This is a genomic window from Kocuria palustris, from assembly GCF_007666205.1.
GTDB lineage: Bacteria > Actinomycetota > Actinomycetes > Actinomycetales > Micrococcaceae > Kocuria > Kocuria palustris_A.
In genome coordinates this window covers 126,580-152,921 of sequence record NZ_VDOR01000003.1, presented here as the reverse complement: position 1 = coordinate 152,921, position 26,342 = coordinate 126,580, and the positions used below count along the sequence as shown (strand labels likewise).

Genomic DNA, 26,342 nt, shown 5'->3' with positions numbered 1-26,342 from the left:
GCGCGCCCGACCGGGCCGGGTGGGCCCGACGGTAGGATGACGGCCAGCGCGCGGCCGGGCTGGGCCTGCGCGCGGCATGCACCGTCCGCGATCCGGGCCGGGCCCGGTCGCCTCGAGCGGCCCGCCATCCACATCCACGAGGGGATCCGTGTCAGAGACGAGCACCGAGAGGACGCCGGAGAGCGCGTCGACCGGCACCACGGCCGCCGAACCGCCCCTGAGGGAGGGCTCGGTGCTGCGCACCGTCGTCTTCGGCACCGTCGGGTCCCTGCTGCTGATGGTCGGCTCGTACGGGGTGGGCTGGCTCGCCGGGGTCTCGGAGCTGCGGCGCCACCCGCTGGTCATCGAGCTGCGCTTCACGACCCCCGGTGCGATCCTGTCGATCATCCTGGTCGCCATCGGGGCCATGATGCTCGTGCGCGAGTGGTTCCGCCTGGGCCAGAAGCTGCAGGGCTGGGGCCCCGGGACGCGGACGTGGGTCAGGGCCGCCATCGTGGCGTGGTCGCTGCCCATGGTCTTCTCGGTGCCGATCTTCAGCCGCGACGTCTACTCGTACATCGGCCAGGGCCGCGTCGCCGCGGCCGGTCTGAGCCCGTACGAATCCGGGGTCTCGACGATCGAGAACTTCTTCCAGCTCGGCGCGGACCAGCTGTGGAGCGAATCGCCCCCGCCGTACGGCCCGCTGTTCATCATGCTGGAGCGGCTGATCGTCGGGATCACCGGGGCCGAGCCCGACTCGTCGGTCTTCCTCTTCCGGCTCCTGTGCGTGCTCTCGGTCATGCTGATCGCCTGGACCGTGCCGCGGCTGGCGCAGCGCCACGGGATCGATCCCACGCGCGCCCTGTGGCTCTCGGCCGCCAACCCCCTGCTGCTCGTCAACTTCATCCTCGCGGTGCACAACGACGCCACCATGACGGCCCTGGCCCTGCTCGGCGTCCTGGTCGCGGCGACCTGGCGCGACTGGCGCGGCGGCATGGCCGGCACCGCCCTCGTCGTGCTGTCGATCGGGATCAAGCCGATCACCGTCGTGCTGCTGCCGTTCATCGGGCTGCTCTGGGCCGGCCGCGGCGCCTCGTGGCCGCGACGGTTCCTGATCTGGGCGCTGACCCTGGCCTGGGCCATCGTCGTGATGGCCGTGCTCGGGTGGATGTCCGGATTCGGCTGGGGCTGGATCGAGGGTCTGTCCACGACGGGCACGTCGTTCATCTGGTACGCGCCCATCGGCCTGCTGGGGCTGGTGGTCAGCGGGATCGTGGGTCTGTTCGGCGACGCCGGCCGCGCCATGGGCGCCGTGCACTCGGCCGGTCAGGCCCTGGCCGTGCCGGTCATCCTGTACCTGATGTTCGTCGGGCGCGACGAGCGGGTCGTGCGGCGCATGACGCTGGCCTTCGCCGCGATCGTGGTGTTCTCGCCCATGATCCAGGCCTGGTACGTCGTCTGGCTGATCCCGTTCTTCGCCGTCACCGGCATCCGCCCCGACTGGCAGACCGACGTCCTGCTGTTCCTCACCGTGTTCTTCATGATCTACGCGGTCTCGGATCAGCTCGACGTCTTCCCGTACCTCGACATCGACATCGGCTCCGGGCGCACGATCGCCGCGGTGATCGGCGTGGCCTACGGCATCTACCTCTGGTTCCTCGATCCCTCCACGAGGCGCAGCCGCAGGACGCGGTCCGCGGACCCGCAGCGGCCGGTCGTGATCTGAGGGCTCAGCTCCGAGCGTCCCGCAGGGCGTAGATCCAGGCCGTGGTCTCGGTGCCGTCGTCGAGCTCGACGCGGGCCTCGGTGCGCAGGTACTCGTCGCCCTCGAAGTCGTCCATCTCCTGCCAGCTGCGCGCCAGCCGGGGTGAGGTCAGCAGCCAGCCCTTCACGGGCTCCCCGGCCTCGTCCAGCTCGATGCCCGGGTGCCCGGTGGCCGCGCCCCAGCCCCGATCGAGCAGGCGCCCGCGGACGATCCCGCGCTGCCAGGTCCCGCCCATGGGCTCCATGACGTGCTCATTGGGCTGGCCGGGCGCCAGGGTGCCGTAGATGAACACGCGCTGGTCGAGGGACGAGCTCATGGGGTTCCTCCTGCTGACGGTGCGGGGTCGTCGCACCGGCCGGGCAGGGCCCTCGAGCGTGCGGGCGACAAAGCCCACCTGCTCGGACGTGAGATCCGTTCAGGTGGGCTTCCAGGTGCCCCGGGAGGGATTCGAACCCCCGACCAAGAGATTAGAAGGCTCCTGCTCTATCCCCTGAGCTACCGAGGCGGGCACCGACCATCCTATCGAACAGGCGCACGGCCCGTGCATCCTCCTCCACCGGCGCAGGATCAGCGCCGGCTCCTGCAGATCGGTGCACACCGCTCCCGCGGCCCGACGGCAACGGGCGCCGGCGGTCCACGCTGAGGCCACCCCGTCGGAGGCCGGCTGTGCGAGCCGACGTCCGACGACCATCGGCCGAGCGATCCCTCTCGGCCTCTTGTTCAGGAGGCGCCATGTTCGACACGATCACGGTCCGCGGCTTCGCGGCCACCAAGCCCGATCTGCGCACGCTGCCCGACGGGACCCCCGTGGCCTCGTTCCGGCTGGCCTCGACTCCGCGCCGCTTCGACGCGGAGTCGAGCAGCTGGGTCGATGTGGGCCCGACCAACTGGTACACGGTCAGCTGCTTCCGCAGGATGGCAGGCAATGCGGCGTCCTCCCTCAAGGTCGGCGACGCCGTGCTCGTCATGGGACGCCTGCGGCTGCGGCCGTGGACCACCAAGGAGGGCCACGAACGGGTCACCGTCGAGATCGACGCGAGCTCCCTGGGCCCGGATCTCGCCATGGGCACCGCCACGTACCGCCGCTCGGGCGGTCACCAGGGGCCGGACGGCTCCCGCGAGCAGTCCGCGGAGCACGAGGACGGCGCGGCCGGCGACGGTGCGCAGGACCGGGGCGACACGCGGGGCCTCGGTGAAGCGGCGGAATCCTCGCGGCGCGGCTGGCCGGACGACGGCCGCGTCGTCGATCCCCTGACCGGGGAGCTGCTCAGCGGCCGTCGGCTGCGGCCCGAGGACAAGGGCGAGGACGAGGGCGAGGAGTCGACATGGGAGGGAGACCCGGACGAGCTGCTGGCCGGCGCCGAGCGCGCCCCGGCCGGGGCCTGAGCCCGGGCGCCCGAGCAGCGGCCGTCGCCCGCCCGTGCCTGCGCCTCGACGGGGCAGGCACGGGTCGACGGCCCGCGACGGATCGTCGTCTCCCGCTATGCCGGGGGAGGAACCGGCGCCGGGGTGGTCCGGGACCCATCCGCGCCGGGTAGCCTGGGGCTCATGGCTGAATTCATCTACACCATGAACAAGGCCCGCAAGAAGGTGGGCGACAAGGTCATCCTGGATGACGTCACGATGTCGTTCTACCCGGGCGCCAAGATCGGCGTCGTGGGTCCCAACGGCGCGGGCAAGTCGACCATCCTCAAGATCATGGCGGGGCTCGACGAGCCCTCCAACGGCGAGGCGAGGCTCTCGCCCGGCTACTCCGTGGGCATCCTGCTGCAGGAGCCCCCGCTGAACGAGGACAAGACCGTCCTGGGCAACGTCGAGGAGGGCGTCGGCGAGATCAAGGCCAAGCTCGACCGCTTCAACGCCATCTCCGAGGAGATGGCCCAGCCGGATGCGGACTTCGACGCCCTCATGGAGGAGATGGGGAGTCTCCAGGCGGATATCGACGCGGCCAACGCATGGGATCTCGACTCCCAGCTGGAGCAGGCCATGGCCGCGCTCCAGTGCCCTCCCGGCGATGCGCCCGTCACGAGCCTCTCCGGCGGTGAGCGCCGCCGCGTCGCGCTGTGCAAGCTGCTGCTCGAGAAGCCGGACCTGCTGCTGCTGGACGAGCCCACGAACCACCTCGACGCCGAGTCCGTGCTGTGGCTCGAGCAGCACCTGGCCGACTACCACGGCGCCGTGCTGGCCGTGACGCATGACCGCTACTTCCTCGATCACGTGGCGCAGTGGATCTGCGAGGTCGATCGCGGCCGCCTGTACCCCTACGAGGGCAACTACTCCACCTACCTGGACACCAAGGCCAAGCGCATGGAGGTCCAGGGCAAGAAGGACGCCAAGCAGGCCAAGCGCCTCAAGGACGAGCTGGAGTGGGTCCGCTCGAACGCCAAGGGACGCCAGACCAAGTCCAAGTCCCGTCTGGCCCGCTACGAGGAGATGGCGGCCGAGGCCGAGAAGACCCGGAAGCTGGACTTCGAGGAGATCCAGATCCCGCCGGGCCCGCGTCTGGGCAACCTGGTGATCGAGGCCAAGGACCTGCAGAAGGGCTTCGGCGACCGCTCCCTGATCTCGGATCTGTCCTTCACCCTGCCCCGCAACGGCATCGTGGGCGTGATCGGCCCCAACGGCGTCGGCAAGTCCACGCTGTTCAAGACCATCGTGGGCAAGGAGCCGATCGACGACGGCGAGCTGCGCATCGGCGATTCGGTGAAGATCTCCTACGTCGATCAGAACCGCGAGAACATCGACTCCGAGAAGTCGCTGTGGGAGGTCGTCTCCGACGGCCTGGACTACATCCACGTGGGGCAGGTCGAGATGCCGTCGCGCGCCTACGTCTCCGCGTTCGGCTTCAAGGGCCCGGATCAGCAGAAGAAGGCCGGCGTGCTCTCCGGCGGCGAGCGCAACCGGCTGAACCTGGCGCTGACCCTCAAGCAGGGCGGCAACCTCCTGCTGCTCGACGAGCCCACCAACGACCTCGACGTCGAGACCCTGGGCTCGCTGGAGAACGCCCTGCTCGACTTCCCGGGCTGCGCCGTGGTCATCTCCCACGACCGCTGGTTCCTGGACCGGGTGGCCACCCACATCCTCGCGTGGGAGGGCACCGAGGAGGACCCGGACAACTGGTACTGGTTCGAGGGCAACTTCGAGTCCTACGAGCAGAACAAGGTCGAGCGCCTCGGCGAGGAGGCCGCGCGCCCGGGCCGCATGACCCACCGCCGCCTCACGCGCGACTGATCGCCTCGGGGGCCTGAGGCTCCGCGGGCACGGCCCGCCGTCGACGAGCACCCCCGGGTGCCCGCGGCGGCGGGCCGTCGTCGTCTCCGGCCCATCACGCGCTCGGCCGCCGCTGCGGCTCGCCGCCCGCATCGGCGCCGGGCTCAGCCCCCCGCCGTCCTCCTCTCGGCCGCCTCGCGGGGGAGGAAGGCCAGCAGCCCGGTCTTGTGCGGCAGCCGGATCTGCGGGCCGAGCTCGAAGCCGGTGCGGGCGAGGCGCTGCAGCGCCGGCCGGTTGCGGGCATCCGGCTCGGCCACGATCCGCCGCGTGGCGGGATCGCCGAGCAGGAAGGGGAGGATCACGGCGGCCAGGGCGCCGGTGAGCCCGGGCACGGGCCGCTCGGCCGGGGCCAGCAGCACGTGGATCCCCAGGTCGCCGGGCTCGGGGAGATACGCGCCGCCGATCGGGTCGGCATGCGGCTCATAGGTCTGCACCAGGCCGGCGGGGCGCCCGTCGAGCTCCACGACGAACGCGTGGTGGGTCGCGGCGGCATCGATCGCGGTGTAGATCGCCGCGATCTGCTGCGCGGTGCAGTCCGTCATGCCCCAGAAGCGGGCGCGCTCGGCCGAGACCCATCCGTGGATCACCGGGGCATCGGCGACCGGCTCCACCCGGCGGAGGGAGACCGCGTGATCGGGCGCCCCGGGCAGCGGGCCCAGCGCCGCGCGCCCCGACGTCCGGGCGGGACGCCCCGGCGCGACCCAGGGCAGCGCCTGGTCGATCTCCCCGCGCGCCCAGCGCCGGACCGGCCGGCTGCCCAGCCGCCCGCGGTCCACCGGGTCGGGGGTGATCCACAGCGACGCCGCGGGATCGGCGAGGTCCCACAGGACGCGCGCGGCGGGGACCCGCACGCAGCCGGCGCCCAGCCCGGGCAGCAGCCCCGTGGCCAGGATCGCGTCGGCGTCCCCGCCCACGGCCACGGCTGCGGGCCGCGGCAGACCGGGATGAGCGCGGAACGGGACGAAGGAGTGCGCCTGTCCCCACGTCGCAGCGTCCGGGCGCCCATCGAGCTCGGCCGCGGCGAGGGCCAGCGCCTCGAGGGCCGCCGGCACCGGGTCGAGCCCCAGACCCGGGCCGCGGGAGGCGATCGACTCGAGCGCCAGGCCGATCCGCCCGGCGGGCCCGAGCATCGGGGCCCAGAGCGGCGAGAGCTCGGTGTCCCGCTGCAGGGGCGCGAGCAGCGGATGACGGGCGATCCGCCGCGCCAGGTGATCGCGCCAGCAGGCGGCGGCCGCGGCGGTCGGGGAATCGGGGTCCATCCGCCCGTCCCACGACAGCAGACGCCGTCGCAGCGCCGCAGCCGCGGGATCCTCCGCCCCGTCAAGGGCCCCGGGCCCGTTCAGCAGGCCTCGCACCAGGCCCAGCAGCGAGGCGGAGTGCGTGTCGAGCTGGGCGGCCAGCAGGTCGTCGTGGGTGATCCGACCGTGCCGACGCAGGGCGCCGCGCAGCAGGTCCTCGGCGCGGCGGGCTCGATGGGCCGGTGCGCAGCCGATGCTCCGCATGCCGCCGGGGCCGTCGTCGCGCTGATTCGCTCGGATCAGCAGGTCCTCCGGCGCCCGGACCGGCGGCAGGGGGCCCGCCGCGGCGCCGGCCGTCAGATGGCGGCATGCGCCGTCGGCATCGGCAGCGATCACGTCGTTCACCGGCACGGCCCAGCCGCGCCAGGCCGCCGCCGCGTCATCGGCGGTGCGTGCCCGCAGCAGCTCGCGGCACGCCGCCAGGGCCCGGGACGGATCGCTCGGGGCGGCCAGGCGCACGGCGACCAGGTCCATCCGCTCGCCGTCGGCCAGCGACGCCAGCCGCAGCCGAGCGGGGTCCGAGACGGGCAGCAGGGGTCCGGCGCTGGAGCGCCGCAGCTCGCGCGTCCCCTCGACGGCGCGGGGCTCCCGCGTGATCTCGATCGGCGCGCCCGAGCCGACCTCCACGAGGACGCCGCCGCGACGGGTCACCGGGACGTCCGCGACCTCTGCGGTGACTGCCATGGCCGCGGTGATGGCCCAGGCCGCGGTGTCGGTGCGGCCGAAGTGCGGCACGCCGGGCAGCCCCACCAGGGCCAGGCCGCGCACGCGCAGCCCGGGCGCCGACAGGCACACCGGCTGGTACGGGCCCGATCCCTCGACCACCCGATGCGGGTCGGCCGCGATCATCGGCGCGCCCGAGACGGACAGCGGCCCCGGCACGAGCCACGCATTGGAGGCCGCGCTGCGCGGGGACTCGGCGTCCAGCACCGCGACCCACTCCTGACCCAGGGTGCGGCGCACGTGCCGCCGCCACAGCTGCTCGGGGAGGCTGCCGGCGAGCAGGTGCGCGTCCAGATGGACGGCGATCGGGGTCCAGGGCCGCCACGGCTCCGGCCGCCTGCCGGTCAGCCCCAGAGCACGGGCCTCGGGGGACCGGGCCCAGGCGTCCAGCTGCCCGTCGACGCCCCGGGCGTAGGCGGCCAGGAAGCGCTGATCCTCCGGGGAGGCCGCCTCGTACCAGGTGCGGGCGGTCTCCTGGACGCCCAGGGCGGCGGTGAGCTCGTCGGCGTCGTCGTGGGCGGGGCCCAGCAGGGCGGCCGAGCGGGCCTCGGCCCGGGTGCGCAGCACCTCCAGGTCCCAGGCGCGATCGACGGCGGTGATCGCCCCGTGCCCCTCGGCCAGCGCCGCGATGGACTCGGCCTGCACATGCGGGACGCCGTGCGGATCGCGGTGCACGCGCCAGCCCGGGCCGCTGAGCACGACGTCGGCTCCCGCGACGGGCTCGCTCGCGGATCCGCTCATGCCGGGCGTCCGGTCTCGAGGCGGGACGCGGCGGCGGCCAGCGGGTTCCCGAGCCGCCCGGCCATCGCCAGGGACCCGGCCGGATCGGAGAGGTCCACCATCTGCTGCGGATCGCGCAGCTGCAGCCGATTGAGGCAGGAGTGCTCGAAGCTCTCCCGCAGCAGGTCGTGGCGCCGCCACAGGTGCGGGTGCTCGTCGCGGTGGTCCCGCAGCACATCGGCGGCCAGCTCCCAGAAGCGGTCCTCGTCCAGGAGCCCGTCGACGTGCAGCAGGGGGGCCAGGTGGCGCAGCACGCCGTCGAGCACATCGGTGTGCACGGAGAGCTCCTGCTGCTCGGGGGCGATCACAGAGCGCAGCCGTTCGAGGCCCTCGGGCAGCGGCTGCTCGTCCATGACCACGATCTCCTCGCCCAGGTCCTTCCAGAACGCGCCCGTCGGCAGCCCGTCGCGCAGGCGCAGGATGACGTTCTCACCGTGCGGCATCAGCGCGATCGACCGGGAGAGCAGCAGATGCGCCACCGGCCGCAGGTACACCGTGAGCAGCGCTCGCACCCACTCCTCGGGGGAGGCCCCGCTGCGGTCGATCCAGGCCCGGACCAGGGGCGTCCCCTCGCGGTCCACGTGCAGGACCCCGGCCAGGCTCGCCGCGTGCTCGTCGGCCGTGAGCCGGCCGACGGGGGATTCGCGCCACAGCCCGGCCAGCTGCTTGGTGTGCTCCGAGCGGATCCCGGAGCGGTGATGCGCATCGCCCAGCCAGCCCACCGACGACCGCTCGCGCAGGACCGTGACGGCTGCCAGTTCGGGGTCCCGTGCGACGATCCCCGCCAGCCAGTCGCTGATCGCGGGCATCGCGCGCATGTAGTGCGGCGAGAGCCCCCGCAGGAATCCCATGGAATGCACGCCCAGGGCGGTCTTGGCGTAGTCGCGGGCGGTGTCCTCGACGTCCAGGAAGGTGCGCACGGACTGCTGGGCGCGCCACCGGTGCTCGCTGGTCCCGGCCGGGATCAGGTCCCCGCGCAGCACGTCGGGCAGCATGCCGGGCAGGATCCGGTGCTCCCACTGCCACGGGTGGACCGGGATCGGCGTGTACTCCTGCGGGTCCTCGCCGCATCCGCGGACCGCTGCCTCGAAGCGCTCGCGCTCGACCGGCAGCAGGTGCTCGGCCATGTGCTCGGCCTCGGTCATGCCCTCCGCCACGGAGACCACGCACAGGGACCGGCGGGCGGCCAGCCAGACGAGCCGCGCGGGCTCGGCGGCCTCCGGTGCCCACGCGTCCTGCTCGCCGGCGCCGAAGCCGATGCGCCCGGAGTTCGCCACGAACCCCGGGTGCCCCTCGTCGAGGTGCTGCTCCACCGTCTCGAGCGGCGCGGCGGCCAGCTCCGCCGCGGACGGGGCCGGCAGCGCCCGGCGCCGGGCCGTCGTGAGCAGCGTGGCCGAGAGCTCCTCGAGGTACAGCGGCAGGACCCGATCCGTCAGCCCGAGCGTGCGCCGCAGATCCAGCACGGCCTGCTGCGCATCCGCAACCGCGTGCTCGGGGGCGCCCGCCTCGTCGAGGCGGCGGATCGAGGCGGGGTCCACGCGCCAGTGCTCCAGGGCGTGGCGGGTCGCGCGGAAGCGCCAGCGCGGGAGGCCGCGGTCGTCGGCCACGACCCATCCGGAGCCGTCGGGCTGCGGCGCGAGAACGCGCTCGTGCGCGAGCTCGCCCAGCAGCTTGGCGACCTGGCGGCGCTGCAGCGCCTCGGCCTCGGCGGGGCCCAGGGCGGGCACGGGGGCGGGCGAGGCCGCGGCGGATGCTGCTGCGGGGGCGATCCGGGGGCTCATGCGGTCTCCTTCGGGTCCTCGGCCGGGACGCGCTCGCGCACCGACAGGCAGGCGGTCTTCCCCGGCAGCTGCACCGGGCCGATCTCGCGGAACCCGGCGGCCCGGTTCAGCGCGCGGATCGCGGCATTGCGCTCGTCGGGCTCCACGAGCACGCGCTGCACGGCCGGGTCGCTGAACAGCAGCTCCAGCGCGGCACCCATCACCGCGCGCGACGTCCCGGGCACCGGCGGGTCGGCCGGGGCCATCAGCAGGTGCAGGCCGGCGTCGCCGTCGCGCACCGGGAACACGCCGGCCACGGGGGAGCGAGCGGGGTCGTAGGTCTCCAGGAGCCCGCGCAGCACCTCGGTCTCGGCGCCGTCCCGGGCCGACTGCTCCGCCACGAGCCAGGCCGTCGCCTCGCCCGAGTCCATCAGGTCCCGGTACTCGCGGGCCACGGCCTCCCGGGAGGCGCCCACCAGCTCCCACGCGGCCGCCCGGGGCTGCGTGAGCCAGTCATGCAGGGTGCCCAGATCGCGGGGCAGCTCGACCGGGCGGATCGTGAAGCGCCGGCCGTCGGCCGTCGTCGTCGCGAACGGCCCCGCGAGGGTCCCCGGCCGCGGACCCCACGAGGACTGGGGGAGGCGGCCGAAGGACTGGAACATCGGGGCGCGCTCGATCGGGTACGGGCGCTCGCCGGTGACGTGATCCAGGATGATCGCCGCGCGCAGCGGCCCCATGCCCAGATCCGGGGCGGTCAGCGCGTGGGTGTGCTCGGTGTGGTTGAGCACGTGCACCGTCCCGTCGGCGCTGGCGCGGTGCTCGCGATCGGGCGTGAGCCGTCCCTGCTCGTCCCAGGTGAGCTGCTCGCGCACCGGGTTCAGCCACGGCAGATCGGCCGGCACGTACCCGGATCCGGCGACGACCGCATCGGTCACCGTCTCGCGCTCGTGCCCGTTCTCGACGCCGCGCCAGCGCAGCAGGGTGCGTCCCGCATGCGGCTGCGCGCCGATCAGCTCCGTGGCCGCCAGCAGGCGCACCGGGGCGCGGTCGAGGTCGCGGCGGATGCTCAGGGCCTCGTAGATCCGCGCGATCGTCGCCGCGGAGATCCCGCGGTGCAGCTGCGGCTGGGCGGCGTTGAGGGCATCGCGCCGGTCCGGGGGCAGCGAGCGGAAGTGGTCCAGGTACTCCGGGGAGGTGAGCTCCAGGGTCAGCTCGGTGTACTCCATCGGGTAGAACCGCGGCGAGCGGGTGATCCAGTCCACCGCCGGGCCGTCGGCCTCGAGCAGGTCCACCGCGATCTCGGCCGCGGACTGCCCGGAGCCCACCACCGTCACGTGGTCCCGGCCCATGAGCTCCTCGCGATGCAGCAGGTACTCGCCGGCATGCAGGGCACCGGTGCCCTCCAGGGCCTCCGGCAGCCGGGCGACGGTGCCGGCCCCCACCACGAGGTGGCGTGCGGACCACGACCTGCGTCGGCCGGCGGCGTCCTGGCTGAGGACCTCCCACGGGCCCTGCCCGGAGGGACGGCGGACCTCGACGACCCGCTGCCCCCAGTGCAGCTCCGGCAGCCGGGCGGCCGCCCACCGGCAGTAGGCGTTGTAGTCGCGCCGCAGCGGATAGAAGGACTCCCGCACGTAGTACGTGTACAGCCGGCCGGTGCGCTTCAGCCAGTTCAGGAACGAGAACGACGACGTCGGATCGGCCATCGTGACGAGGTCCGCCAGGAACGGGACCTGCAGGGTCGCATCGTCGAACATCAGTCCCGGATGCCAGTCGAAGCCCTCCCGCTGATCCAGGAATGCCGTCCGCAGGCCCTCCAGCGGATGGGCCAGGCACGCCAGGCCCAGCCCGAAGGGCCCGATCCCTACGCACAGCAGGTCCAGGGGATCCTGCTCGGTGCCGCGCGCGGCGCTCATGCGCTCACCGCCTGTCGGGCAGCGGCCGTCAGGTCCGCGCCGGCCGCGTGGACGTGCTCGAGCACCTCGGCCAGATCAGCGGTGCCGGCCTCGGGATTCAGGAGGGTCAGCTTGAGGCACGGGCGGCCCCCCACGACGGTCTCGGCCACGGTGCACTGCCCGCGATCCCACACCAGCCGGCGGATCGGGCGCACCCAGGGGTCGGCCGGGCCGCTCGGCGGCCGCCATCGGAACAGCACCGTGGAGATCGAGGGAGGGCACACGAGCTCGAAGCGCTCGTCGTCCTCGATCAGCTCGGCGACCTCCTGGGCCAGCTCCAGGCAGCGATCGACGAGCGCTCCGAGCGCATCCGCTCCGTGGGCGCGCAGCGTGGTCCAGATCTTCAGCGCGTCGAAGCGCCGGGTCGTCTGCAGCGAGCGGTCCACCTGATTGGGTTCCGGGGTGTCCGCGGGGTTCAGGTACGCCGCGTGGTGGGTGCAGTGACGCAGGGTGCGGGCGTCGCGGACGATCACGGTCGAGCAGGCCACCGGCTGGAACCACATCTTGTGGAAGTCCAGGGTCACCGAGTCCGCCTGCTCGATCCCGGCCAGCCGGCGGCGATGCGTCGCCGAGGTCAGCAGGCCGCCGCCGTAGGCCGCATCCACATGCAGCCAGGCGCCGTGCTCGCGGCAGATCCGTGCGATCGGCTCGAGCGGGTCGATCGCCCCGCGGTCGGTGGTCCCGGCGGTGGCCACGACGGCCGCGGCGCACAGCCCCTGCCGCGGCAGCTGCGCCAGTGCGGCCGCCAGGGCGTCGGGGCGCATCCGCCCGGAGGCATCGCAGGCCACGGTCACGACGGCGTCGTCGTCCAGGCCGAGCACATGCGCCGCCGTGCGCACGGAGAAGTGGGACTCGGCCGAGGCGAGGATCCGCAGGCGGGCCGCGCGCTCCGGCCGGGAGCCGCCGGCCCCGCGGGTCCGCTCGAGCGCCTCGTCGCGGGCGATCATCAGCGCCTGCAGGGTCGAGGTCGTCCCGCCGGGGGTGAACATCCCGTCGGCTTCGGGGCCGTCGTCGGCCGGACGGGTCCGGAAGCCCAGGCGCTCGGCCGTCCAGGCCAGGACCCGGCGCTCGATGAGCGTCGCAGCGGTCGACTGGTCCCAGGTGTCCACGGACGTGTTCACAGCGGCGGCCATGGTCTCGGCCGCCACGGCCGCGGTGGCCACCGGGCAGTTGAGATGCGCCGCGGTGCGCGGGTGGTGGAACCACACGGCGTGGGGCAGCCAGACGGCCTCCAGCTCGCGCAGCGCCGCGTCCACGTCGCCCAGCGGGGCGTCCAGGTCGATCGGCTCGATCAGAGCGCTGAGATCGGCGTGATCCGCGCTCGAGCGGGCGGAGCCGGCAGCGGCCAGATGCCGCAGGGCCGTCTGGGCCGCGGCCTCGATCTCGTGCTGCTGGCGCGTCGCGGTGGCTGCGTGCAGCAGGGGAGAGGCCGGCCGCTCGGCGGCTCGGAGGAGGGGGGCTGAGGACACGATCTGGACCTTCCGCCGGGGAATCGGGGCATCGCCGGCACTGCGGCGCCCGGGGACCCGGCGCGCCGCCCGGCGACCGAAGGTGAGGTTAGCCTAAGGTTAGTCATGCCGCAGTCAGCGGCCGGCGGCGCGTCGGAGGCGCGCTGTCCGCCGACCGGCGGCAGCCGGGCTCGAGCAGGAGGACGTCGATGGCGCGCTGGGAGGCCCTGGCCGTGCGAGCGCTGGGCTCCGTGGAGACGGAGCTGACGGTGCTGGCCAAGCAGCAGATCGCTCCGGCGTACCTGCGGATCGAGGTCGAGGACGGCGGCCTGCTGGCCCGGCGCGCGCCGTTCCCGACCATGTGGCTGCGGCTGTGGTTCACCCGCGACGGCAGGGACCACCAGCGCGCCTTCACCCTCGTGGACCCCGATCCGGAGACCGGGCGCTTCGCCCTGGAGTTCGCGCTGCACGAAGGGGCCGCCTGCGACTGGGCCCGGGCGTGTCGTCCCGGCGACCGGATCAGCGCCTCGCTGCTCGGCGCGAAGCAGCCGTGGGCCCCCGGCCGCCGTCATCGGGCCGGGGCGGGGACCGCCGAGCTCGGTGCGGACCTGCCGGACGGGGCGCGCACGGTGCTCGTGGGGGACTCGGCGGCTCTGCCGGCGCTGAACTCCCTGCTCGCGGAGCTGACCGGCCAGGAGGGCGTGGAGATCTGGCTCGAGCACCGGGACCCTGCCGATGCGGCTCTGCCGGTGCGCGCGGGCGCCGGGCACGAGCTGCACCGCATCCGACGCACGGGGTCGGGCGGCGCCCCGGCCGCGCTCGCCGAGCACTGGACCGCGAGACCGCCGGGCCCGGCCGACCGCGTGTGGATCGCGCTCGAGGCCGCTGACACCCGAGCTCTCGTGCGCACCCTGCGCACGGACCACCGCCTGCCCGAGGAGCGCATCTGCGCCACGGCCTACTGGAGGCACGCATGAGCACCGCATCCGGATCGAGCACCCGCGTCCCCGGGGAGCGCGGCCCGCAGCCCGCCGGGCAGACGACCGCGGCCGGAGTGCCCGCCGTCGTGCCCGCGGGGCTCTGGAGCCTGCTGTGGGCGCTGTACACGACGCAGTTCATCGGCGCGTCGTTCCTGTCCACGGGGCTCACCGGCATCCTGCGCGACGGCGGCGCGGCGCTGTCGACCCTGGGGACCCTGCAGCTGCTCGGGCTCATCTGGCCGCTGAAGGTGCTGTGGGCCCCGCTGCTGGACCGATGGTCGCCCTCGCCGTCGGCGGGGCACCACCGCGCCTGGGCGCTGCTGCTGCAGTCGCTCATGGTGGCGACGCTGCTGTGCCTGGCGCTGATCGGCGATCCCGTCGCGCAGCTGGGGCCGGTGATCCTGCTGGCCGGGCTGTTCGTGCTGTTCTCGGCGACGCAGGACATCGCCGCCGACGCCCTCTCGGTCCGTGAGCTGCCCGACGCCCAGCACGACCGCGGGGCCGCGGTGCAGGTGGCCGCCAGCTACGTCGGCACCGTGATCGGGGGCGGCGCCGCCCTGGCCGTGCATGATCTGTGGGGCTGGCGCGCGGCGGTGGGCCTGCTGGCGGTGTGCACCGCCGCGGCCATGATCCCGGTGCTGCGCCATCGCGAGGCCCCGCGGGCGGGGGCCGCCGCGGCCCGGCCGCGCTGGGCGGATCTGGTAGGCGTGCTCGCCGCGCCGAAGGCCCGGCTGTGGGCCTTCGCGGCGCTGCCGCTGGCCACCGGCGGATCCGCCGCGCTGTGGTCGCTCGTCACACCCGTGCTGACCGACGCCCAGTGGTCGCTCGCGCGCATCGGGCTGGTCACTTCGGTGGTGGCCGCCGTCCCCGCCCTGGCGGCCGGGCTGGCGGCCGGGGCGGCGCTGCCGCGCTGGGGCCGGGCCCCGGTGATGGCCGTCGGAGCGGGGATGCAGGCCCTGGGCGGCGTGCTGCTGCTGCCGATGGCCGCCGCCGCGGCGGGACCGGAGGCGGCGGATGCGACCGGCCCCGAGGGGATCTGCGCCGTGGCAGGCGCGTGCCTGCTCCTGGCCGGCTACACGGTGCTCAACACCGGGATGTACGCGGTCAACCTGGACCTGTGCCGCACCGGCCACGCCGGCACCGATTTCACGCTGCTGAGCTGCCTGGCCATGCTCGCCGGCACGATCGGCGCCTGGGCCGGGCTCAGCGCGGCCGCGGCGACCGGGTACCTGGTCGCGATCCTGCTCGGGCTGGCGGTCACCGCGGCCGGGATCGTCGTGGTCCAGCGGCATCAGCGCGCGACGGGCCGCCTCCCGGTCTGATCGGCCGCGCTGGGCTGGCCGGCTGTGCTGGGCTGGTCGGCCGCGGTGAGCGATGTCCCGTCGCCCGTCCGCGGCCGCTCAGGCCTGCGGGGCCGGGTCCCGGAACTCGGGCAGGCGCATCATGCCCTCCTGCATCGTCGTGGCCACGAGCCGGCCCTCCCGGTCGAACATCCGGCCCTCGCCCAGCGCGCGGGCCCCGGAGGCGGACGGCGAGGTCTGCACGTAGAGCAGCCACTCGTCGGCCCGGGCCGGGCGGTGCCACCACATCGCGTGATCGAGCGAGGCCATGGACATGCCCTTCTGGGTCCAGACCTTGCCGTGCCGGCGCAGCGCCGGCTCGAGCATCACGTAGTCGGAGACGTAGGCCAGCGCGGCCTGGTGCAGCTGCGGGTCGTCGGGCAGGCGGCTGTGGGTGCGCACCCACACCGCGTTGAACGGCTCCCGGTCCTCGTCCGGCTTCAGGTACAGCGGCTCGGTGATGTAGCGGATGTCGAACGGCCGCTCGATCACGGTCCGCGCCGCCGACAGCGGGACTCCCCGCAGCAGGGCCTCGGCGGTGGGCAGCGACTCCGGGTCGGGCATGCCCTGCGGCATGCGGTCCTGGTGCGTCACGCCGTCGGCCGGGGCCTGGAACGAGAAGATGCCGGAGAAGATCGTGGCCCCGAACTGGTACGCGTGGACCCGGCGGGTGGAGAACGAGCGGCCGTCGCGCATCCGCTCGACCCCGAACGTGATCGGCTCGCGGATGTCGCCGGCGCGCAGGAAGTAGGCGTGCATGGAGTGGATGGGCCACTCCGGCTGCTCGACGGTGCGCATGGCCGCGGTCACGGACTGGGCCATGACCTGCCCCCCGTAGACCGAGCCGCGCACGGCGGACAGCGTGCGCCCCACGAAGATGTCCTCGTGCGTGCGGGCGCCCCCGCCGTCGGCCAGCCGCAGCATGTCGACCAGGTCCTGGGTGCGCTGCGCGGGGTCCTTGGCCGGCTCCTCCGAGGCGCCCGGCCCGCCTGACGGGTCCGGGCTGCTGGGCACGGCGGTGGAGGGGCGGCGCTCGGCGCTGGGGTTCTCGCTCATGGGGCCCGATTCTACGGTCGCGCTGCGTGCGCGGGTCCGACGGTGCGCCGTCGGGGGCATGTGCTTCCATGGAGATCATGAACACGCTCACCATCCCCATCCAGATGCGCTTCGGCGACATCGACTCCTTCGGCCACGCGAACAACGTCATGCAGCTCCAGTACTTCGAGGACGCCAGGATCCGCCTCGGCGAGATGACGCTGGAGGACGCCCCGGGCGTCCCCGCCGGCACCACGTACCGGGAGATGGTCGGCGATCGGCTGACCGTCATCGGGCGCCAGGAGGTCGAGTACCTCCAGCAGATGAACTACCGGACCGATCCGGTCGAGGTCGAGGTCTGGGCATCGCACATCAGCAAGAGCTCCTACGTGCTCAACTACCGCCTGCAGGAGCAGGGCGGCGGGACGGTCTTCGCGATCGCCCAGTCCACGACCGTCGAGGTCGATGCGGAGACCGGCCGCCCCGAACCGCTCGGCGACGAGCAGCGCGCCTTCCTGGAGCACTTCAGCGGCGAGCCGACCGCCTTCAAGCGCCGTCCCTCCGGGACCGAGGGCGACGAGGAGGGCTGAGATGGGCCGCTCGCTGCGGCTGCTGGACCGGGAGTCGATCGAGGACGTCGGAACGTATCTGAGCCGCGCGCGGTCCGTGGACGACGACGGCGCCGTGCGCTTCCAGGCCGTGGGCGGCGCCGTGGGGATCTGGACCTGCGCGCTGGCCAAGCAGGGGCTGCTCGACTCCACCCCGACCGTGCTGGGCCTGCGCACCGCCGCGCTCGCGGAGCCCTCCGAGCTCGACGCGGTCGTGTCCCTGGGCGGGGTGCTGGACCGCATGCCCCGCGCCGATCGGGAGGACCTCCGTCTGGGCCTGCCGCCCCACGACGCCCAGGCCGCCTGGGCGGGCATCTCCCCGTCGCTGTCCGGCTGGGAGACCGTCGCCTCCGTGCCGGCCCCGGAGCTCGTGGCCACCGCCCGGGAGGGGATCGAGGAGGTCGCCCGCACCGTGCCCACCGATGCGGGGCGCGAGATGGTGGACCGGGTGCGGGCGCAGGTGTGGGGCAGGGTCTCCGCCTGGGGGAGCACACCCGGGGAGGGGACGGACATCCCGGACGGGGCGGCTTTCGCGGCCTGGTCGCTGGGCTTCCTGCGCGCCGACGACGACTCCCGGATCCCGGTGGCCGCGCATGGCGCCTGGGCCCGGCTGGCCTGCCCGGGAGGCTTCGTCCTCATCCGCCGCTGAGGCGCGCGCCCCGCGGGATCACCCGGGGGTGTTCACCAGCGAGCGCGCGGCGCGCTCGAGGTAGTCCCACAGGATGCCCTCGTGCAGGGGCGAGAGGTCCAGGGTGTCCACGGCCGCGCGCATGTGCCGCAGCCATGTGTCGCGGGCCTTCGCGTCCACCGTGAAGGGCATGTGCCGCATCCGCAGCCGGGGGTGCCCGCGCTCCTGCGAGTACGTGGTCGGGCCTCCCCAGTACTGCTCAAGGAACATCCGCAGTCGCCGCTCGGCCGGGCCCAGGTCCTGCTCGGGATACATCGCGCGGAACTCCTCGTCCTCGGCCACGCGCGCGTAGAACTCCCGCGTGAGCTTGGCGAAGGTCTCGTGGCCGCCGATCTGGTCGTAGAACGACGAGTTCTCGGACGCGTCCGCCCCGTCGGGCTCCTGGCCGTCCGGCGACCCGGCGGGTGCTCCCCTCTGCGGTCGGCGCATCGCCGACAGCGGGCGCCCCACCGGGATCAGCCGGGCATCGCTCGGCGCCGAAGCCCCGGTCCCGGTCTGCTGGGCGGGATCCTCGGCGGGGACGGGCCCCTCATCCGGTGCGGCGGGCTCGGTCATGGTGGCCTCCTCGTCGGTGTACCCGGCCCCGGCGGGCCGGTTCGTGGGCGTGGGTCGCGTGCTCCGACCGGGACCGCTCGCCCGAAAGCGGTCCCGGCGGCCCGGGCGTCAGTCCGTCGGGGTCTGCGGTGCGGGGGTCCGGGCCGGGGCAGCCGCATCGGTGTGTCCCGCCGGGCGGGCGCCCCGTGCCTCCGGCGAGGCGGGGTGCGCCGCATCGACCTGCTGCGCCGCCACGGCGCGGACCACGCGGTCGCGGCCCTCCAGGGCCAGTCGGCGCAGCCCGTTGAGGTCGTCGGGCAGCTGCGCCAGGAAGGCATCGGCCGCGTCGACCGTCTGCTGGACGGGGGTGCGGGGGAACAGGCCCACCGCGATCTGCTCCGCGAGCTCGTGCGAGCGGCTCCGGTAGATCTCGGCGATCTGCTCGAAGTAGCGCTGTGTGTACGGCGCGAGCAGCTCGGCGTCCGGGGTGCGGCGGAACCCGGCGATCGCGGCCGCCTGGAGGGAGTTGGGCATGGTGCCCTCGTCCACGACGGCCCGCCAGGTCTCGGCCTTGGCCTCGGGGGTCGGGATCGCGGCCCGGGCGGTCGAGGCGGAGATCGCGCCGTGCTCGGTGTTGTCGGCCTGCAGGGCGGCCTCGATGTCCTCGGCGCCGGCCCGTCCGCCGGCGGCCAGGGCGATCAGCAGGGACCAGCTCAGCTCGGCGTCGATCTCGAGGCCCTCGAGCCGACGCCGACCGGAGCGCAGCTGCTGGACGAGGTCCAGGTGGTCCTCCTCGGCCGCGCGCCGGGCGAAGGAGGTGACGAACTGGAGCTGGTGGTCGGATCCGGGATCGGCCTGCTCGGCCAGCTCCCACAGCCGCTGCGCGGCCTCGCGGTCGGTCGCCTGCCGCGCCTCGGGGGCGACGTAGGAGTCCAGCACCAGGTCCAGCTGCTTGAGCTGCAGGTTCACCGTCGTGGAATCGGTCTCCGTGCCGATGTTGTGCAGCACCGTGTCCACGTAGGCGCGCGCCGGGGTGACGCCGTCGTGCACGCCGTCCCAGACCGCCTGCCACACCAGAGCGCGCGGCAGGGAGTCCGCGAAGTCCTTGAGGTGCTCGGCGGCGGTGTCCCGGGAGCACTCGTCCAGGCGGATCTTGGCGTAGGCGAGGTCGTCGTCGTTGACCAGGACCAGGTCGGGGGCCTCCCTGCCGATCAGCTCGGGGACCTCGGTGCGTGCGCCGTCGATGTCGAGCTCGTGGCGGTGGGTGCGCTGCAGCCGGCCGGTGGCGTCGTCGACGTCGTAGAAGCCCACCGCCAAACGGTGCGGGCGCAGGGTGGGCAGCTGCTCGGGGGCGGTCTGCTCGATCGCGAACGAGGTGATGACGCCGTCGTCGTCGCGCTCGAGCGCGGGGATCAGGGTGTTGACCCCGGCGGTCTCGAGCCAGCGCCGGGACCAGTCCTTCAGGTCGCGGCCCGACGCCTGCTCGAGCTCGACCAGGAGATCCTTCAGCTCGGCGTTGGCCCAGCCGTGGGCGTCGAAGTAGGTACGCAGCCCGGCCATGAACTCCTCCTGGCCCACCCAGGCCACGAGCTGCTTGAGCACCGAGGCGCCCTTGGCGTAGGTGATGCCGTCGAAGTTGACCAGGACGTCCTCGAGATCGGCGATCTCGGCCTTGATCGGGTGCGTCGTGGGCAGCTGGTCCTGCTCGAAGCCCCAGGACTTCTCGCCCGAGGCGAAGATCGTCCAGGCGCCCTCGACGTCCGCGGCCTGGGCACTGGCCAGGGTCGAGGCGTACTCGGCGAAGGACTCGTTGAGCCACAGGTCGTTCCACCAGCGCATCGTCACCAGGTTGCCGAACCACATGTGGGCCAGCTCGTGCAGGATCGTGATGACGCGGCGGTCCTTGCGTGCCTGCGTGGGCCTGGAGCGGAAGACGTAGCTCTCCACGAACGTCACGGCCCCGGCGTTCTCCATCGCCCCGGCGTTGAACTGCGGGACGTACAGCTGGTCGTACTTCTCGAACGGGTAGGGCGTGGCGAACTGCTGCTCGTAGAACGCGAAGCCCTGCTTCGTGATCCGGAACATCTCCTCGACGTCCACGTGCTCCATGAGCGACTTCCGGGCGAACACGCCCAGCGGGATCGTGCGGCCGTCGCTGGAGGTCAGCTCGTCGCGCACGACCTCGTACGGGCCGGCCACGAGAGCGGTGATGTACGGGGGCAGCACCGGGGTCGGGGAGAAGGCCCAGGTGCCCGTGTCCCCGTCGACGACGGGCTCGGGGGTGGGCTGGTTCGACACGACCTGCCAGTGCGCCGGGGCCGTCACGGTGAACGCGAACGTCGCCTTGAGATCCGGCTGCTCGAAGACGGGGAACATGCGGCGGGTGTCGGCGACCTCGAACTGCGAGTACAGGTAGACCTCCCCGTCGGCCGGGTCCACGAAGCGGTGCAGGCCCTCGCCGGTGTTGGTGTACTCCATCGTGGAGGCGATCACGAGCTCGTTCTGCTCGGCCAGCTCCGGCAGGCGGATGCGCACGCCGTCGGCGACCTCGGCCGGATCCAGGTCCTTCCCGTTGAGCGTCACCGAGGCGACCGAGGCCGTGAAGGCATCGATGAACGTCGAGCCGCCCGGCTCCTGCGCCGTGAAGCGGACCGTGGTCAGCGCCTCGAAGGTCTCCTCGCCGGTGGTCAGATCCAGGGCGACGTCGTAGGACTGGACCGAGAGGTCGGCGGCGCGCTGCGCGGCCTCGGCGCGGGTCAGGTTCTTACCGGGCACGATGGGGTCCTTTCGGGACGGGTCAGCCTTCTCGGCCGGGCGACGGGTCTCGGTGCTGGGGCACTGACGGGGGCGGGGCCGTCCGGGCGTTCTGTCCATGATGCCACGGGCCCTGTCCGGGGGATCCGGGGACTAGGCTGGCCCGAGCATCAGGGGCGCCGCCCGAGCGCCCGTCGGAGACCCCTAGGAGCTGAGCGCACATGCGCGTGCACATCGCCACGGACCACGCCGGAATGGAGCTGTCCCAGTACCTCGTGGAGCAGCTGTCGCAGCGCGGCTTCGAGCTGATCGACCACGGCCCGCAGGAGTACGATCCCCTCGACGACTACCCGTCCTTCTGCATCCACGCCGCGCAGGCCGTGGTCGAGGACCGCGCGGCCGGTCTGGACTCCCTGGGCATCGTGCTGGGCGGATCCGGCAACGGAGAGCAGATGGCCGCCAACAAGGTCCCCGGGATCCGGGCGGCGCTCGCATGGTCGATCGCGACCGCCGAGCTGGCCCGCCAGCACAACGACGCCCAGGTGGTCGCCCTGGGCGGGCGGCAGCACACGCGCGAGGAGGGCCTGGAGATCGTGCTCGCGTTCCTGGACGAGCCCTTCTCCGGCGACGAGCGCCACTCCCGCCGCATCGCCCAGATCGGCGAGTTCGAGCGCACCGGTACGGTCGCGGGGCGCCTCGATCAGGTCACCGCCCGCCCCCACCGGGGCTGAGGCCGTGCCCGAGGGGCATTCCGTCCACCGGCTGGCCGCGCAGCTCGGGGACGTCTTCGGCGGGCAGATCCTGTCCGTGTCCAGTCCGCAGGGCCGGTTCTCCGACGGCGCCGCGATGCTCGACGGCCGTCGTCTCGGCCGCTCCCGGGCCCACGGCAAGCAGCTGCTCCTGGAGCTGACTGCCGCGGAGGATCCCGACGACGTCCTCGTGCTGCGCTCGCACCTGGGCATCTACGGCGCCTGGAGCTTCGCCGGCGACGCCGAGTTCTCCGCGGCCTCCAGCATCGGCGCGCCGCGGCGGGTGGGGGAGCGCGAGACCGAGGACTCCCTCCAGGCGGTCCGGCCCGACGACGACGGCCGGGTCATCCCCGATGAGCCCGTGGGCGCCGTGCGCGTGCGGCTGGCCGGCGACCACGGCTGGGCGGATCTGCGCGGGCCCGCCCTCTGCACGGCGGAGACGCCCGAGGAGGCCGCCGCCGCGGAGGCCCGGCTCGGACCGGACCCGCTGGATCCCGACGCCGACCCGGAGGTCTTCCTCGAGCGCGCCGCCAGGAGCCGGCGGCCGATAGGGGTGCTGCTCATGGAGCAGACGGTGATCGCCGGAGTGGGCAACATCTTCCGCGCGGAGTCGCTGTTCCGGCAGGGCACGGATCCGTTCCTGCCCGGCGCCTCGGCCCCGCGGGAGCTGCTCGAGGCGCTGTGGTCCGAGAACGCCGCACTCATGCGCACCGGCGTGCGGCTGGGCCGGATCGTGACGACCGACCCGCAGGACCGGCCCGGCATCGACGAGGTCGAGGTCTGGCCCGACCATGCGAACTACGTGTACGGCCGGGCCGGTCAGCCCTGCCGACGCTGCGGGACCGCCGTGCAGCGCCAGGACCTGGCGGGCCGTGCGCTGTTCTGGTGCCCGAGCTGCCAGCCGCTCGCGGCGTGAGCACGGCGAGGGCCCGGCGATCATCGGATCGCCGGGCCCTCGAACCGCCTCGCGGAGGGGATGACGGGAATCGAACCCGCGTAATCTGTTTGGAAGACAGAGGCTCTACCATTGAGCTACATCCCCGCGCATGCGCTCCCCGATCCGGGGAGCGCGGGCGTCGACGAAACTACCCCACCCGCTCTGCCCCGGCAAACCGGCCCGCGCGTGCTCGGGTGCGGCGCGTCGGCGCGTGCGGCTAGACTCGTGTGATGTCCGTGCCCAGGCACGGGCGCCGCGGACGGTCAGCGGGCCCGCAGCATGTGCCCCCGGCTCCGACGAGGGAGCTTCCCCATGCGCGGCGCCGGTCGCCCACGGGGTGTAGCGCAGTGGCTAGCGCGCCTGCTTTGGGAGCAGGAGATCGCAGGTTCGAGTCCTGTCACCCCGACGCCTGTCCCCGTCTTCGCGCGTTCCGCGCGGGCCCGGCGAGGACGCCGTCCGTGCCCGCGGTCCGGCGACGGGCCCAGGGCAAGCAGCAGACGCATCATCACCGATCCGAATCCACTGAGGAGTGCATCGCCAGTGCAGAGCACCGTCGAGAAAGTCAGCCCCACCCAGGCCAAGATCGAGCTGGAGATCCCCTTCGCGGAGCTCAAGCCGTACCTCGACCGCACCTACAAGTCCCTGGCTGACCAGATCCAGGTGCCGGGCTTCCGCAAGGGCAAGGTCCCCGCGAAGCTGATCGAGCAGCGCGTGGGCTACGACTTCGTCGTCGAGAACTCGATCAACGAGGCCATGGACGCGTTCTTCCAGCAGGCGCTGGCCGAGAACGAGCTCACCCCGATCGCGCAGCCCAAGCTCGAGCTCACCCAGCAGCCCACCTCCGAGTCCCGCGAGGCCGACGTCAAGGCGACCGTCGAGGTCACCGTGCGCCCGGAGATCGAGCTGCCCGAGTACAAGGGCCTGACCGTCGAGGTCGAGGCGCGCGATGCCGAGGACGCCGACGAGACCGAGGCCCTCGACGAGCTGCGCGGCCGCTTCGGCACGCTCAAGACCATCGACCGCCCGGCCGCCGACGGCGACTTCGTGACCCTGGACCTCCAGGCCCTCATCGACGACGAGGAGGTCGACGCCGCGAACGACCTCTCGTACCAGATCGGCTCCGGCAACATGCTCGAGGGCATGGACGAGGCCATCACCGGCCTGTCCGCCGACGAGGACGCGACCTTCGAGACCAAGCTGGCCGGCGGCGAGCACTCGGGCCAGGACGCGACCGTCAAGGTCAAGGTCACGGCCGTCAAGGAGCGCGAGCTGCCCGAGGCCGACGACGACTTCGCCCAGATGGCCTCCGAGTTCGACACCATCGAGGAGCTGCGCGCCGACCTGAAGAAGCAGGCCGCCGACTCCGTGGTCGTCGAGCAGGGCATCGAGGCCCGCGACAAGGTCCTGGACAGGCTCGTCGAGCTGGTCGAGATCGAGGTCCCGGACTCGGTCATCGAGGACCAGCTCGAGCAGCACTTCAACAACCCGAACGCGGAGGCCGGGCACGACACCCCGGAGCACCGCGAGGAGGTCCGCGACAACGCCCGCGCGGCGTTCCGCAACGAGATCATCCTGGACGCGGTCGCCGACGCCGAGGAGATCGGCGTCGAGCAGTCCGAGCTGATCGACTACATCGTGACGACCTCGCAGCAGTACGGCATGGACCCGAACCAGTTCGCCCAGATGCTCGACGGCTCCGGCCAGGCCGGCATGATGGTCGGCGAGGTCCGCCGCCGCAAGGCCCTGGCGAAGGTCCTGGAGTACGCGACCGTCTCGGACTCCGACGGCAAGCCCGTCGACCTGACCGACTTCGTGACCCCGGCGAACGCCTCCGCGGAGGAGAGCTCGGAGGCCGCCGCCTCCGAGGCCGCCGTCGAGGCCGACGAGATCGTCGAGCCGGACGACGCCAAGTGATCTGATCCCGGCGCCGCGCCCCTGACCGAGGGGGCCGCCAGCCGGGCCGTCGGCGCCCCGCCCGAGCGATCGGACGGGGCGCCGTCGTCGTCCTCGGGCGCGGCGGCAGGCCGCGATCGCGGCCCGTCCGGGCCGAGCGGGCGGCCCTGCCCGGGCGGGACAGCCAACAGCGAACACCGCCGCCGAGCTCCCCGCGGCGGCCCGCCGCCGGATTAGTGTCGGAGGCGATGCAGAACGACCCCCGAGAAGAGGACGCACCCATGACTTCGTCGCAGCCGCGAATGGAGACCACGCCCGGGCCCATGGGCCAGGACGACTACGTCTACAACCGCCTGCTCCGCGAGCGCATCATCTGGCTCGGCGCGCAGGTCGAGGACCGCAATGCGAACCTGATCTGCTCCCAGATGCTCCTGCTCTCCGCGGAGGACCCGGAGGCGGACATCTACCTCTACATCAACTCCCCGGGCGGCTCGGTCACCGCCGGGATGTCCATCTACGACACGATGCAGCTGATCCCGAACGACGTCGTGACCGTGGCCACCGGCCTGGCCGCGTCCATGGGGCAGTTCCTGCTCTCGTCGGGAACGCCCGGCAAGCGCTACGCGACCCCGAACACGCGCATCCTCATGCACCAGCCCTCGGGCGGCATGGGCGGCACCGCCTCGGACGTGCGCACCCAGGCCGAGCTGATCATGGACATGAAGCAGCGCCTGGCGGAGCTGACCGCCGAGCAGACCGGGCAGTCGGTCGAGAAGATCCTCGAGGACAACGACCGCGACAACTGGTTCACCGCGGAGCGCGCGCTCGAGTACGGCTTCTTCGACCACATCGCCTCGAACGCCTCGGGCGTCTCGGGAGGCGGCGGCACCATGAAGGACTCCGAGTCCTGAGCCCGCACCGGATCGCAGCAGACTCTCCGAAGGAACCGAGGATGACTTCCATGCACAGCCCCCACGCACAGGCCGCCGCCTACGGCGCCGGCTCCACCGCGTCCCACCTGCCCTCCTCCCGCTACGTCCTGCCGGACTTCGAGGAGCGGACCCCTTACGGCTACCGCCGTCAGAACCCGTACACCAAGCTGTTCGAGGACCGCATCGTCTTCCTGGGCGTCCAGGTCGACGACGCCTCCGCGGACGACGTCATGGCGCAGCTGCTGGTGCTCGAGGCCCAGGACTCGGACCGCGACATCACCATGTACATCAACTCCCCGGGCGGCTCGTTCACCGCCATGACGGCCATCTACGACACGATGCAGTTCATCCGCCCGGAGATCCAGACCGTGTGCCTGGGCCAGGCCGCCTCGGCCGCCTCGGTCCTGCTCGCCGCCGGCACCCCGGGCAAGCGCCTGGCGCTGCCGAATGCGCGCGTGCTGATCCACCAGCCGGCCATGCAGGGCCAGGGCGGCGGACAGGCCTCGGACATCGAGATCCAGGCCAACGAGATCATGCGCATGCGCTCGTGGCTCGAGGACACCATGGCGCTGCACACGGGCAAGACCTCCGAGCAGGTCAACCGCGACATCGAGCGCGACAAGATCCTGACCGCCGCCGAGGCCAAGGAGTACGGGATCGTCGACCACGTCCTCGACTCCCGCAAGGCCGTCAAGCCCAAGACCGTCACCCCGTGACCGGTCGGGCTCCCGCAGCCCGCTGAGACAGCCATCCGCACGAAGGGGCGATGCGCCGCGAGCGCATCGCCCCTTCGCCGTCCCCGCGGCCCGTCCCTCGACCCCGATCGCCGACACCCCATGGACGGTCATCGTGTTGGGCCCCCGTGACCCCTCGCGTATCGTGGTCCCGTCAGCGCCGACCGGCGCTCGTCCCCG

At 73.2% G+C, this 26,342-nt stretch carries 20 protein-coding genes and 3 tRNA genes; 13 read left to right on the top strand and 10 right to left on the bottom strand.

Going from position 1 to position 26,342, the window contains the following annotated elements; all coding sequences use genetic code 11:
* The first annotated feature begins 148 nt into the window (after window positions 1-148).
* Window positions 149-1,705 (top strand): polyprenol phosphomannose-dependent alpha 1,6 mannosyltransferase MptB, encoded by a 1,557-nt coding sequence (gene mptB / locus FSY66_RS04890; protein ID WP_144791815.1) that lies wholly within the window; start codon window positions 149-151, stop codon window positions 1,703-1,705.
* 4 nt (window positions 1,706-1,709) lie between these two features.
* On the opposite strand, the gene FSY66_RS04885 is transcribed toward mptB, so the two are convergent.
* Both FSY66_RS04885 and FSY66_RS04880 read right to left on the bottom strand, forming a co-directional pair.
* Complete coding sequence (locus FSY66_RS04885; RefSeq protein WP_144791813.1) at window positions 1,710-2,060, bottom strand: gamma-glutamylcyclotransferase family protein; 351 nt, start codon at window positions 2,058-2,060, stop codon at window positions 1,710-1,712.
* Between the two features lie 116 nt (window positions 2,061-2,176).
* A tRNA-Arg gene (locus FSY66_RS04880) sits at window positions 2,177-2,249 on the bottom strand.
* Window positions 2,250-2,476: 227 nt separating this feature from the next.
* On the opposite strand from FSY66_RS04880, the gene FSY66_RS04875 reads away from it, so the two are divergent.
* Complete coding sequence (locus tag FSY66_RS04875; protein ID WP_144791811.1) at window positions 2,477-3,130, top strand: single-stranded DNA-binding protein; 654 nt, start codon at window positions 2,477-2,479, stop codon at window positions 3,128-3,130.
* A gap of 162 nt (window positions 3,131-3,292) precedes the next feature.
* The gene (ettA, locus tag FSY66_RS04870) at window positions 3,293-4,975 is read left to right on the top strand and encodes an energy-dependent translational throttle protein EttA (RefSeq protein WP_144791809.1); all 1,683 of its coding nucleotides are present in this window, start codon (window positions 3,293-3,295) and stop codon (window positions 4,973-4,975) included.
* Window positions 4,976-5,118: 143 nt separating this feature from the next.
* Here the strand turns inward: ettA and FSY66_RS04865 are convergent, their stop codons facing one another.
* The 4 genes from FSY66_RS04865 to FSY66_RS04850 are packed head-to-tail and all read right to left on the bottom strand — an operon-like array spanning window position 5,119 to window position 12,999.
* Window positions 5,119-7,776 (bottom strand): GNAT family N-acetyltransferase, encoded by a 2,658-nt coding sequence (locus tag FSY66_RS04865; RefSeq protein ID WP_260853462.1) that lies wholly within the window; start codon window positions 7,774-7,776, stop codon window positions 5,119-5,121.
* Window positions 7,773-9,596 carry an IucA/IucC family protein gene (locus FSY66_RS04860; RefSeq protein ID WP_144791807.1) on the bottom strand — a complete coding sequence of 608 codons (1,824 nt, stop codon included), beginning with the start codon at window positions 9,594-9,596 and terminating at the stop codon, window positions 7,773-7,775. The genes FSY66_RS04865 and FSY66_RS04860 overlap by 4 nt, the downstream gene beginning before the upstream one ends.
* Complete coding sequence (locus FSY66_RS04855) at window positions 9,593-11,491, bottom strand: GNAT family N-acetyltransferase (RefSeq protein WP_144791805.1); 1,899 nt, start codon at window positions 11,489-11,491, stop codon at window positions 9,593-9,595. The genes FSY66_RS04860 and FSY66_RS04855 overlap by 4 nt, the downstream gene beginning before the upstream one ends.
* The gene (locus FSY66_RS04850; RefSeq protein WP_260853461.1) at window positions 11,488-12,999 is read right to left on the bottom strand and encodes a pyridoxal phosphate-dependent decarboxylase family protein; all 1,512 of its coding nucleotides are present in this window, start codon (window positions 12,997-12,999) and stop codon (window positions 11,488-11,490) included. Before FSY66_RS04850 ends, FSY66_RS04855 begins: the two co-directional genes overlap by 4 nt.
* Window positions 13,000-13,187: 188 nt before the next feature.
* Here FSY66_RS04850 and FSY66_RS04845 point away from each other — a divergent pair, with 188 nt between their 5' ends.
* Entirely contained in the window at window positions 13,188-13,955 is a 768-nt protein-coding gene (locus FSY66_RS04845) for a siderophore-interacting protein (protein ID WP_144791803.1), read from the top strand.
* The gene (locus FSY66_RS04840) at window positions 13,952-15,280 is read left to right on the top strand and encodes an MFS transporter (protein WP_186304419.1); all 1,329 of its coding nucleotides are present in this window, start codon (window positions 13,952-13,954) and stop codon (window positions 15,278-15,280) included. Before FSY66_RS04845 ends, FSY66_RS04840 begins: the two co-directional genes overlap by 4 nt.
* Window positions 15,281-15,358: 78 nt before the next feature.
* On the opposite strand, the gene FSY66_RS04835 is transcribed toward FSY66_RS04840, so the two are convergent.
* Complete coding sequence (locus tag FSY66_RS04835; protein ID WP_144792163.1) at window positions 15,359-16,222, bottom strand: acyl-CoA thioesterase; 864 nt, start codon at window positions 16,220-16,222, stop codon at window positions 15,359-15,361.
* A 209-nt stretch (window positions 16,223-16,431) separates the two neighbouring features.
* Here FSY66_RS04835 and FSY66_RS04830 point away from each other — a divergent pair, with 209 nt between their 5' ends.
* Together FSY66_RS04830 and FSY66_RS04825 are read left to right on the top strand one after the other, a co-directional pair.
* On the top strand, window positions 16,432-16,923 hold the full coding sequence (locus FSY66_RS04830; protein ID WP_144791801.1) for an acyl-CoA thioesterase: 492 nt from the start codon (window positions 16,432-16,434) through the stop codon (window positions 16,921-16,923).
* A gap of 1 nt (window position 16,924) precedes the next feature.
* On the top strand, window positions 16,925-17,590 hold the full coding sequence (locus FSY66_RS04825) for a DUF8185 domain-containing protein (RefSeq protein WP_144791799.1): 666 nt from the start codon (window positions 16,925-16,927) through the stop codon (window positions 17,588-17,590).
* Window positions 17,591-17,608: 18 nt separating this feature from the next.
* On the opposite strand, the gene FSY66_RS04820 is transcribed toward FSY66_RS04825, so the two are convergent.
* Both FSY66_RS04820 and pepN read right to left on the bottom strand, forming a co-directional pair.
* Entirely contained in the window at window positions 17,609-18,058 is a 450-nt protein-coding gene (locus tag FSY66_RS04820; protein ID WP_144792161.1) for a globin, read from the bottom strand.
* 234 nt (window positions 18,059-18,292) lie between these two features.
* The gene (gene pepN, locus FSY66_RS04815) at window positions 18,293-20,938 is read right to left on the bottom strand and encodes an aminopeptidase N (protein WP_144791797.1); all 2,646 of its coding nucleotides are present in this window, start codon (window positions 20,936-20,938) and stop codon (window positions 18,293-18,295) included.
* Window positions 20,939-21,138: 200 nt separating this feature from the next.
* Between pepN and FSY66_RS04810 the strand changes: the two genes are divergently transcribed.
* Window positions 21,139-21,648 (top strand): ribose-5-phosphate isomerase, encoded by a 510-nt coding sequence (locus FSY66_RS04810; RefSeq protein WP_144791795.1) that lies wholly within the window; start codon window positions 21,139-21,141, stop codon window positions 21,646-21,648.
* 4 nt (window positions 21,649-21,652) lie between these two features.
* On the top strand, window positions 21,653-22,582 hold the full coding sequence (locus tag FSY66_RS04805) for an Fpg/Nei family DNA glycosylase (protein ID WP_144791793.1): 930 nt from the start codon (window positions 21,653-21,655) through the stop codon (window positions 22,580-22,582).
* Between the two features lie 55 nt (window positions 22,583-22,637).
* Here FSY66_RS04805 and FSY66_RS04800 read toward each other — a convergent pair.
* Window positions 22,638-22,708, bottom strand: a tRNA-Gly gene (locus FSY66_RS04800).
* A 228-nt stretch (window positions 22,709-22,936) separates the two neighbouring features.
* Between FSY66_RS04800 and FSY66_RS04795 the strand changes: the two genes are divergently transcribed.
* From FSY66_RS04795 to FSY66_RS04780, 4 genes are all read left to right on the top strand, one after another.
* Window positions 22,937-23,009, top strand: a tRNA-Pro gene (locus FSY66_RS04795).
* A 134-nt stretch (window positions 23,010-23,143) separates the two neighbouring features.
* Window positions 23,144-24,517 carry a trigger factor gene (gene tig / locus FSY66_RS04790; RefSeq protein ID WP_186304416.1) on the top strand — a complete coding sequence of 458 codons (1,374 nt, stop codon included), beginning with the start codon at window positions 23,144-23,146 and terminating at the stop codon, window positions 24,515-24,517.
* A 260-nt stretch (window positions 24,518-24,777) separates the two neighbouring features.
* Window positions 24,778-25,407, top strand: coding sequence for a ClpP family protease (locus FSY66_RS04785; RefSeq protein WP_260853460.1), 630 nt, complete (start codon window positions 24,778-24,780; stop codon window positions 25,405-25,407).
* 50 nt (window positions 25,408-25,457) lie between these two features.
* Window positions 25,458-26,144, top strand: coding sequence for an ATP-dependent Clp protease proteolytic subunit (locus tag FSY66_RS04780; RefSeq protein ID WP_144791791.1), 687 nt, complete (start codon window positions 25,458-25,460; stop codon window positions 26,142-26,144).
* The last annotated feature ends 198 nt before the right edge of the window (window positions 26,145-26,342 follow it).

Excerpts from the sequence above, each read along its gene's own strand:
- FSY66_RS04885 (WP_144791813.1), bottom strand. The coding sequence starts at position 2,060 with ATGAGCTCGTCCCTCGACCAGCGCGTGTTCATCTACGGCACCCTGGCG.
- FSY66_RS04875 (WP_144791811.1), top strand. The coding sequence starts at position 2,477 with ATGTTCGACACGATCACGGTCCGCGGCTTCGCGGCCACCAAGCCCGAT.
- ettA (WP_144791809.1), top strand. The coding sequence starts at position 3,293 with ATGGCTGAATTCATCTACACCATGAACAAGGCCCGCAAGAAGGTGGGC.
- FSY66_RS04865 (WP_260853462.1), bottom strand. The coding sequence starts at position 7,776 with ATGAGCGGATCCGCGAGCGAGCCCGTCGCGGGAGCCGACGTCGTGCTC.
- FSY66_RS04860 (WP_144791807.1), bottom strand. The coding sequence starts at position 9,596 with ATGAGCCCCCGGATCGCCCCCGCAGCAGCATCCGCCGCGGCCTCGCCC.
- FSY66_RS04855 (WP_144791805.1), bottom strand. The coding sequence starts at position 11,491 with ATGAGCGCCGCGCGCGGCACCGAGCAGGATCCCCTGGACCTGCTGTGC.
- FSY66_RS04845 (WP_144791803.1), top strand. The coding sequence starts at position 13,188 with ATGGCGCGCTGGGAGGCCCTGGCCGTGCGAGCGCTGGGCTCCGTGGAG.
- FSY66_RS04840 (WP_186304419.1), top strand. The coding sequence starts at position 13,952 with ATGAGCACCGCATCCGGATCGAGCACCCGCGTCCCCGGGGAGCGCGGC.
- FSY66_RS04835 (WP_144792163.1), bottom strand. The coding sequence starts at position 16,222 with ATGCTGCGGCTGGCCGACGGCGGGGGCGCCCGCACGCACGAGGACATC.
- FSY66_RS04830 (WP_144791801.1), top strand. The coding sequence starts at position 16,432 with ATGAACACGCTCACCATCCCCATCCAGATGCGCTTCGGCGACATCGAC.
- FSY66_RS04825 (WP_144791799.1), top strand. The coding sequence starts at position 16,925 with ATGGGCCGCTCGCTGCGGCTGCTGGACCGGGAGTCGATCGAGGACGTC.
- FSY66_RS04820 (WP_144792161.1), bottom strand. The coding sequence starts at position 18,058 with ATGCGCCGACCGCAGAGGGGAGCACCCGCCGGGTCGCCGGACGGCCAG.
- FSY66_RS04810 (WP_144791795.1), top strand. The coding sequence starts at position 21,139 with ATGCGCGTGCACATCGCCACGGACCACGCCGGAATGGAGCTGTCCCAG.
- FSY66_RS04785 (WP_260853460.1), top strand. The coding sequence starts at position 24,778 with ATGACTTCGTCGCAGCCGCGAATGGAGACCACGCCCGGGCCCATGGGC.
- FSY66_RS04780 (WP_144791791.1), top strand. The coding sequence starts at position 25,458 with ATGCACAGCCCCCACGCACAGGCCGCCGCCTACGGCGCCGGCTCCACC.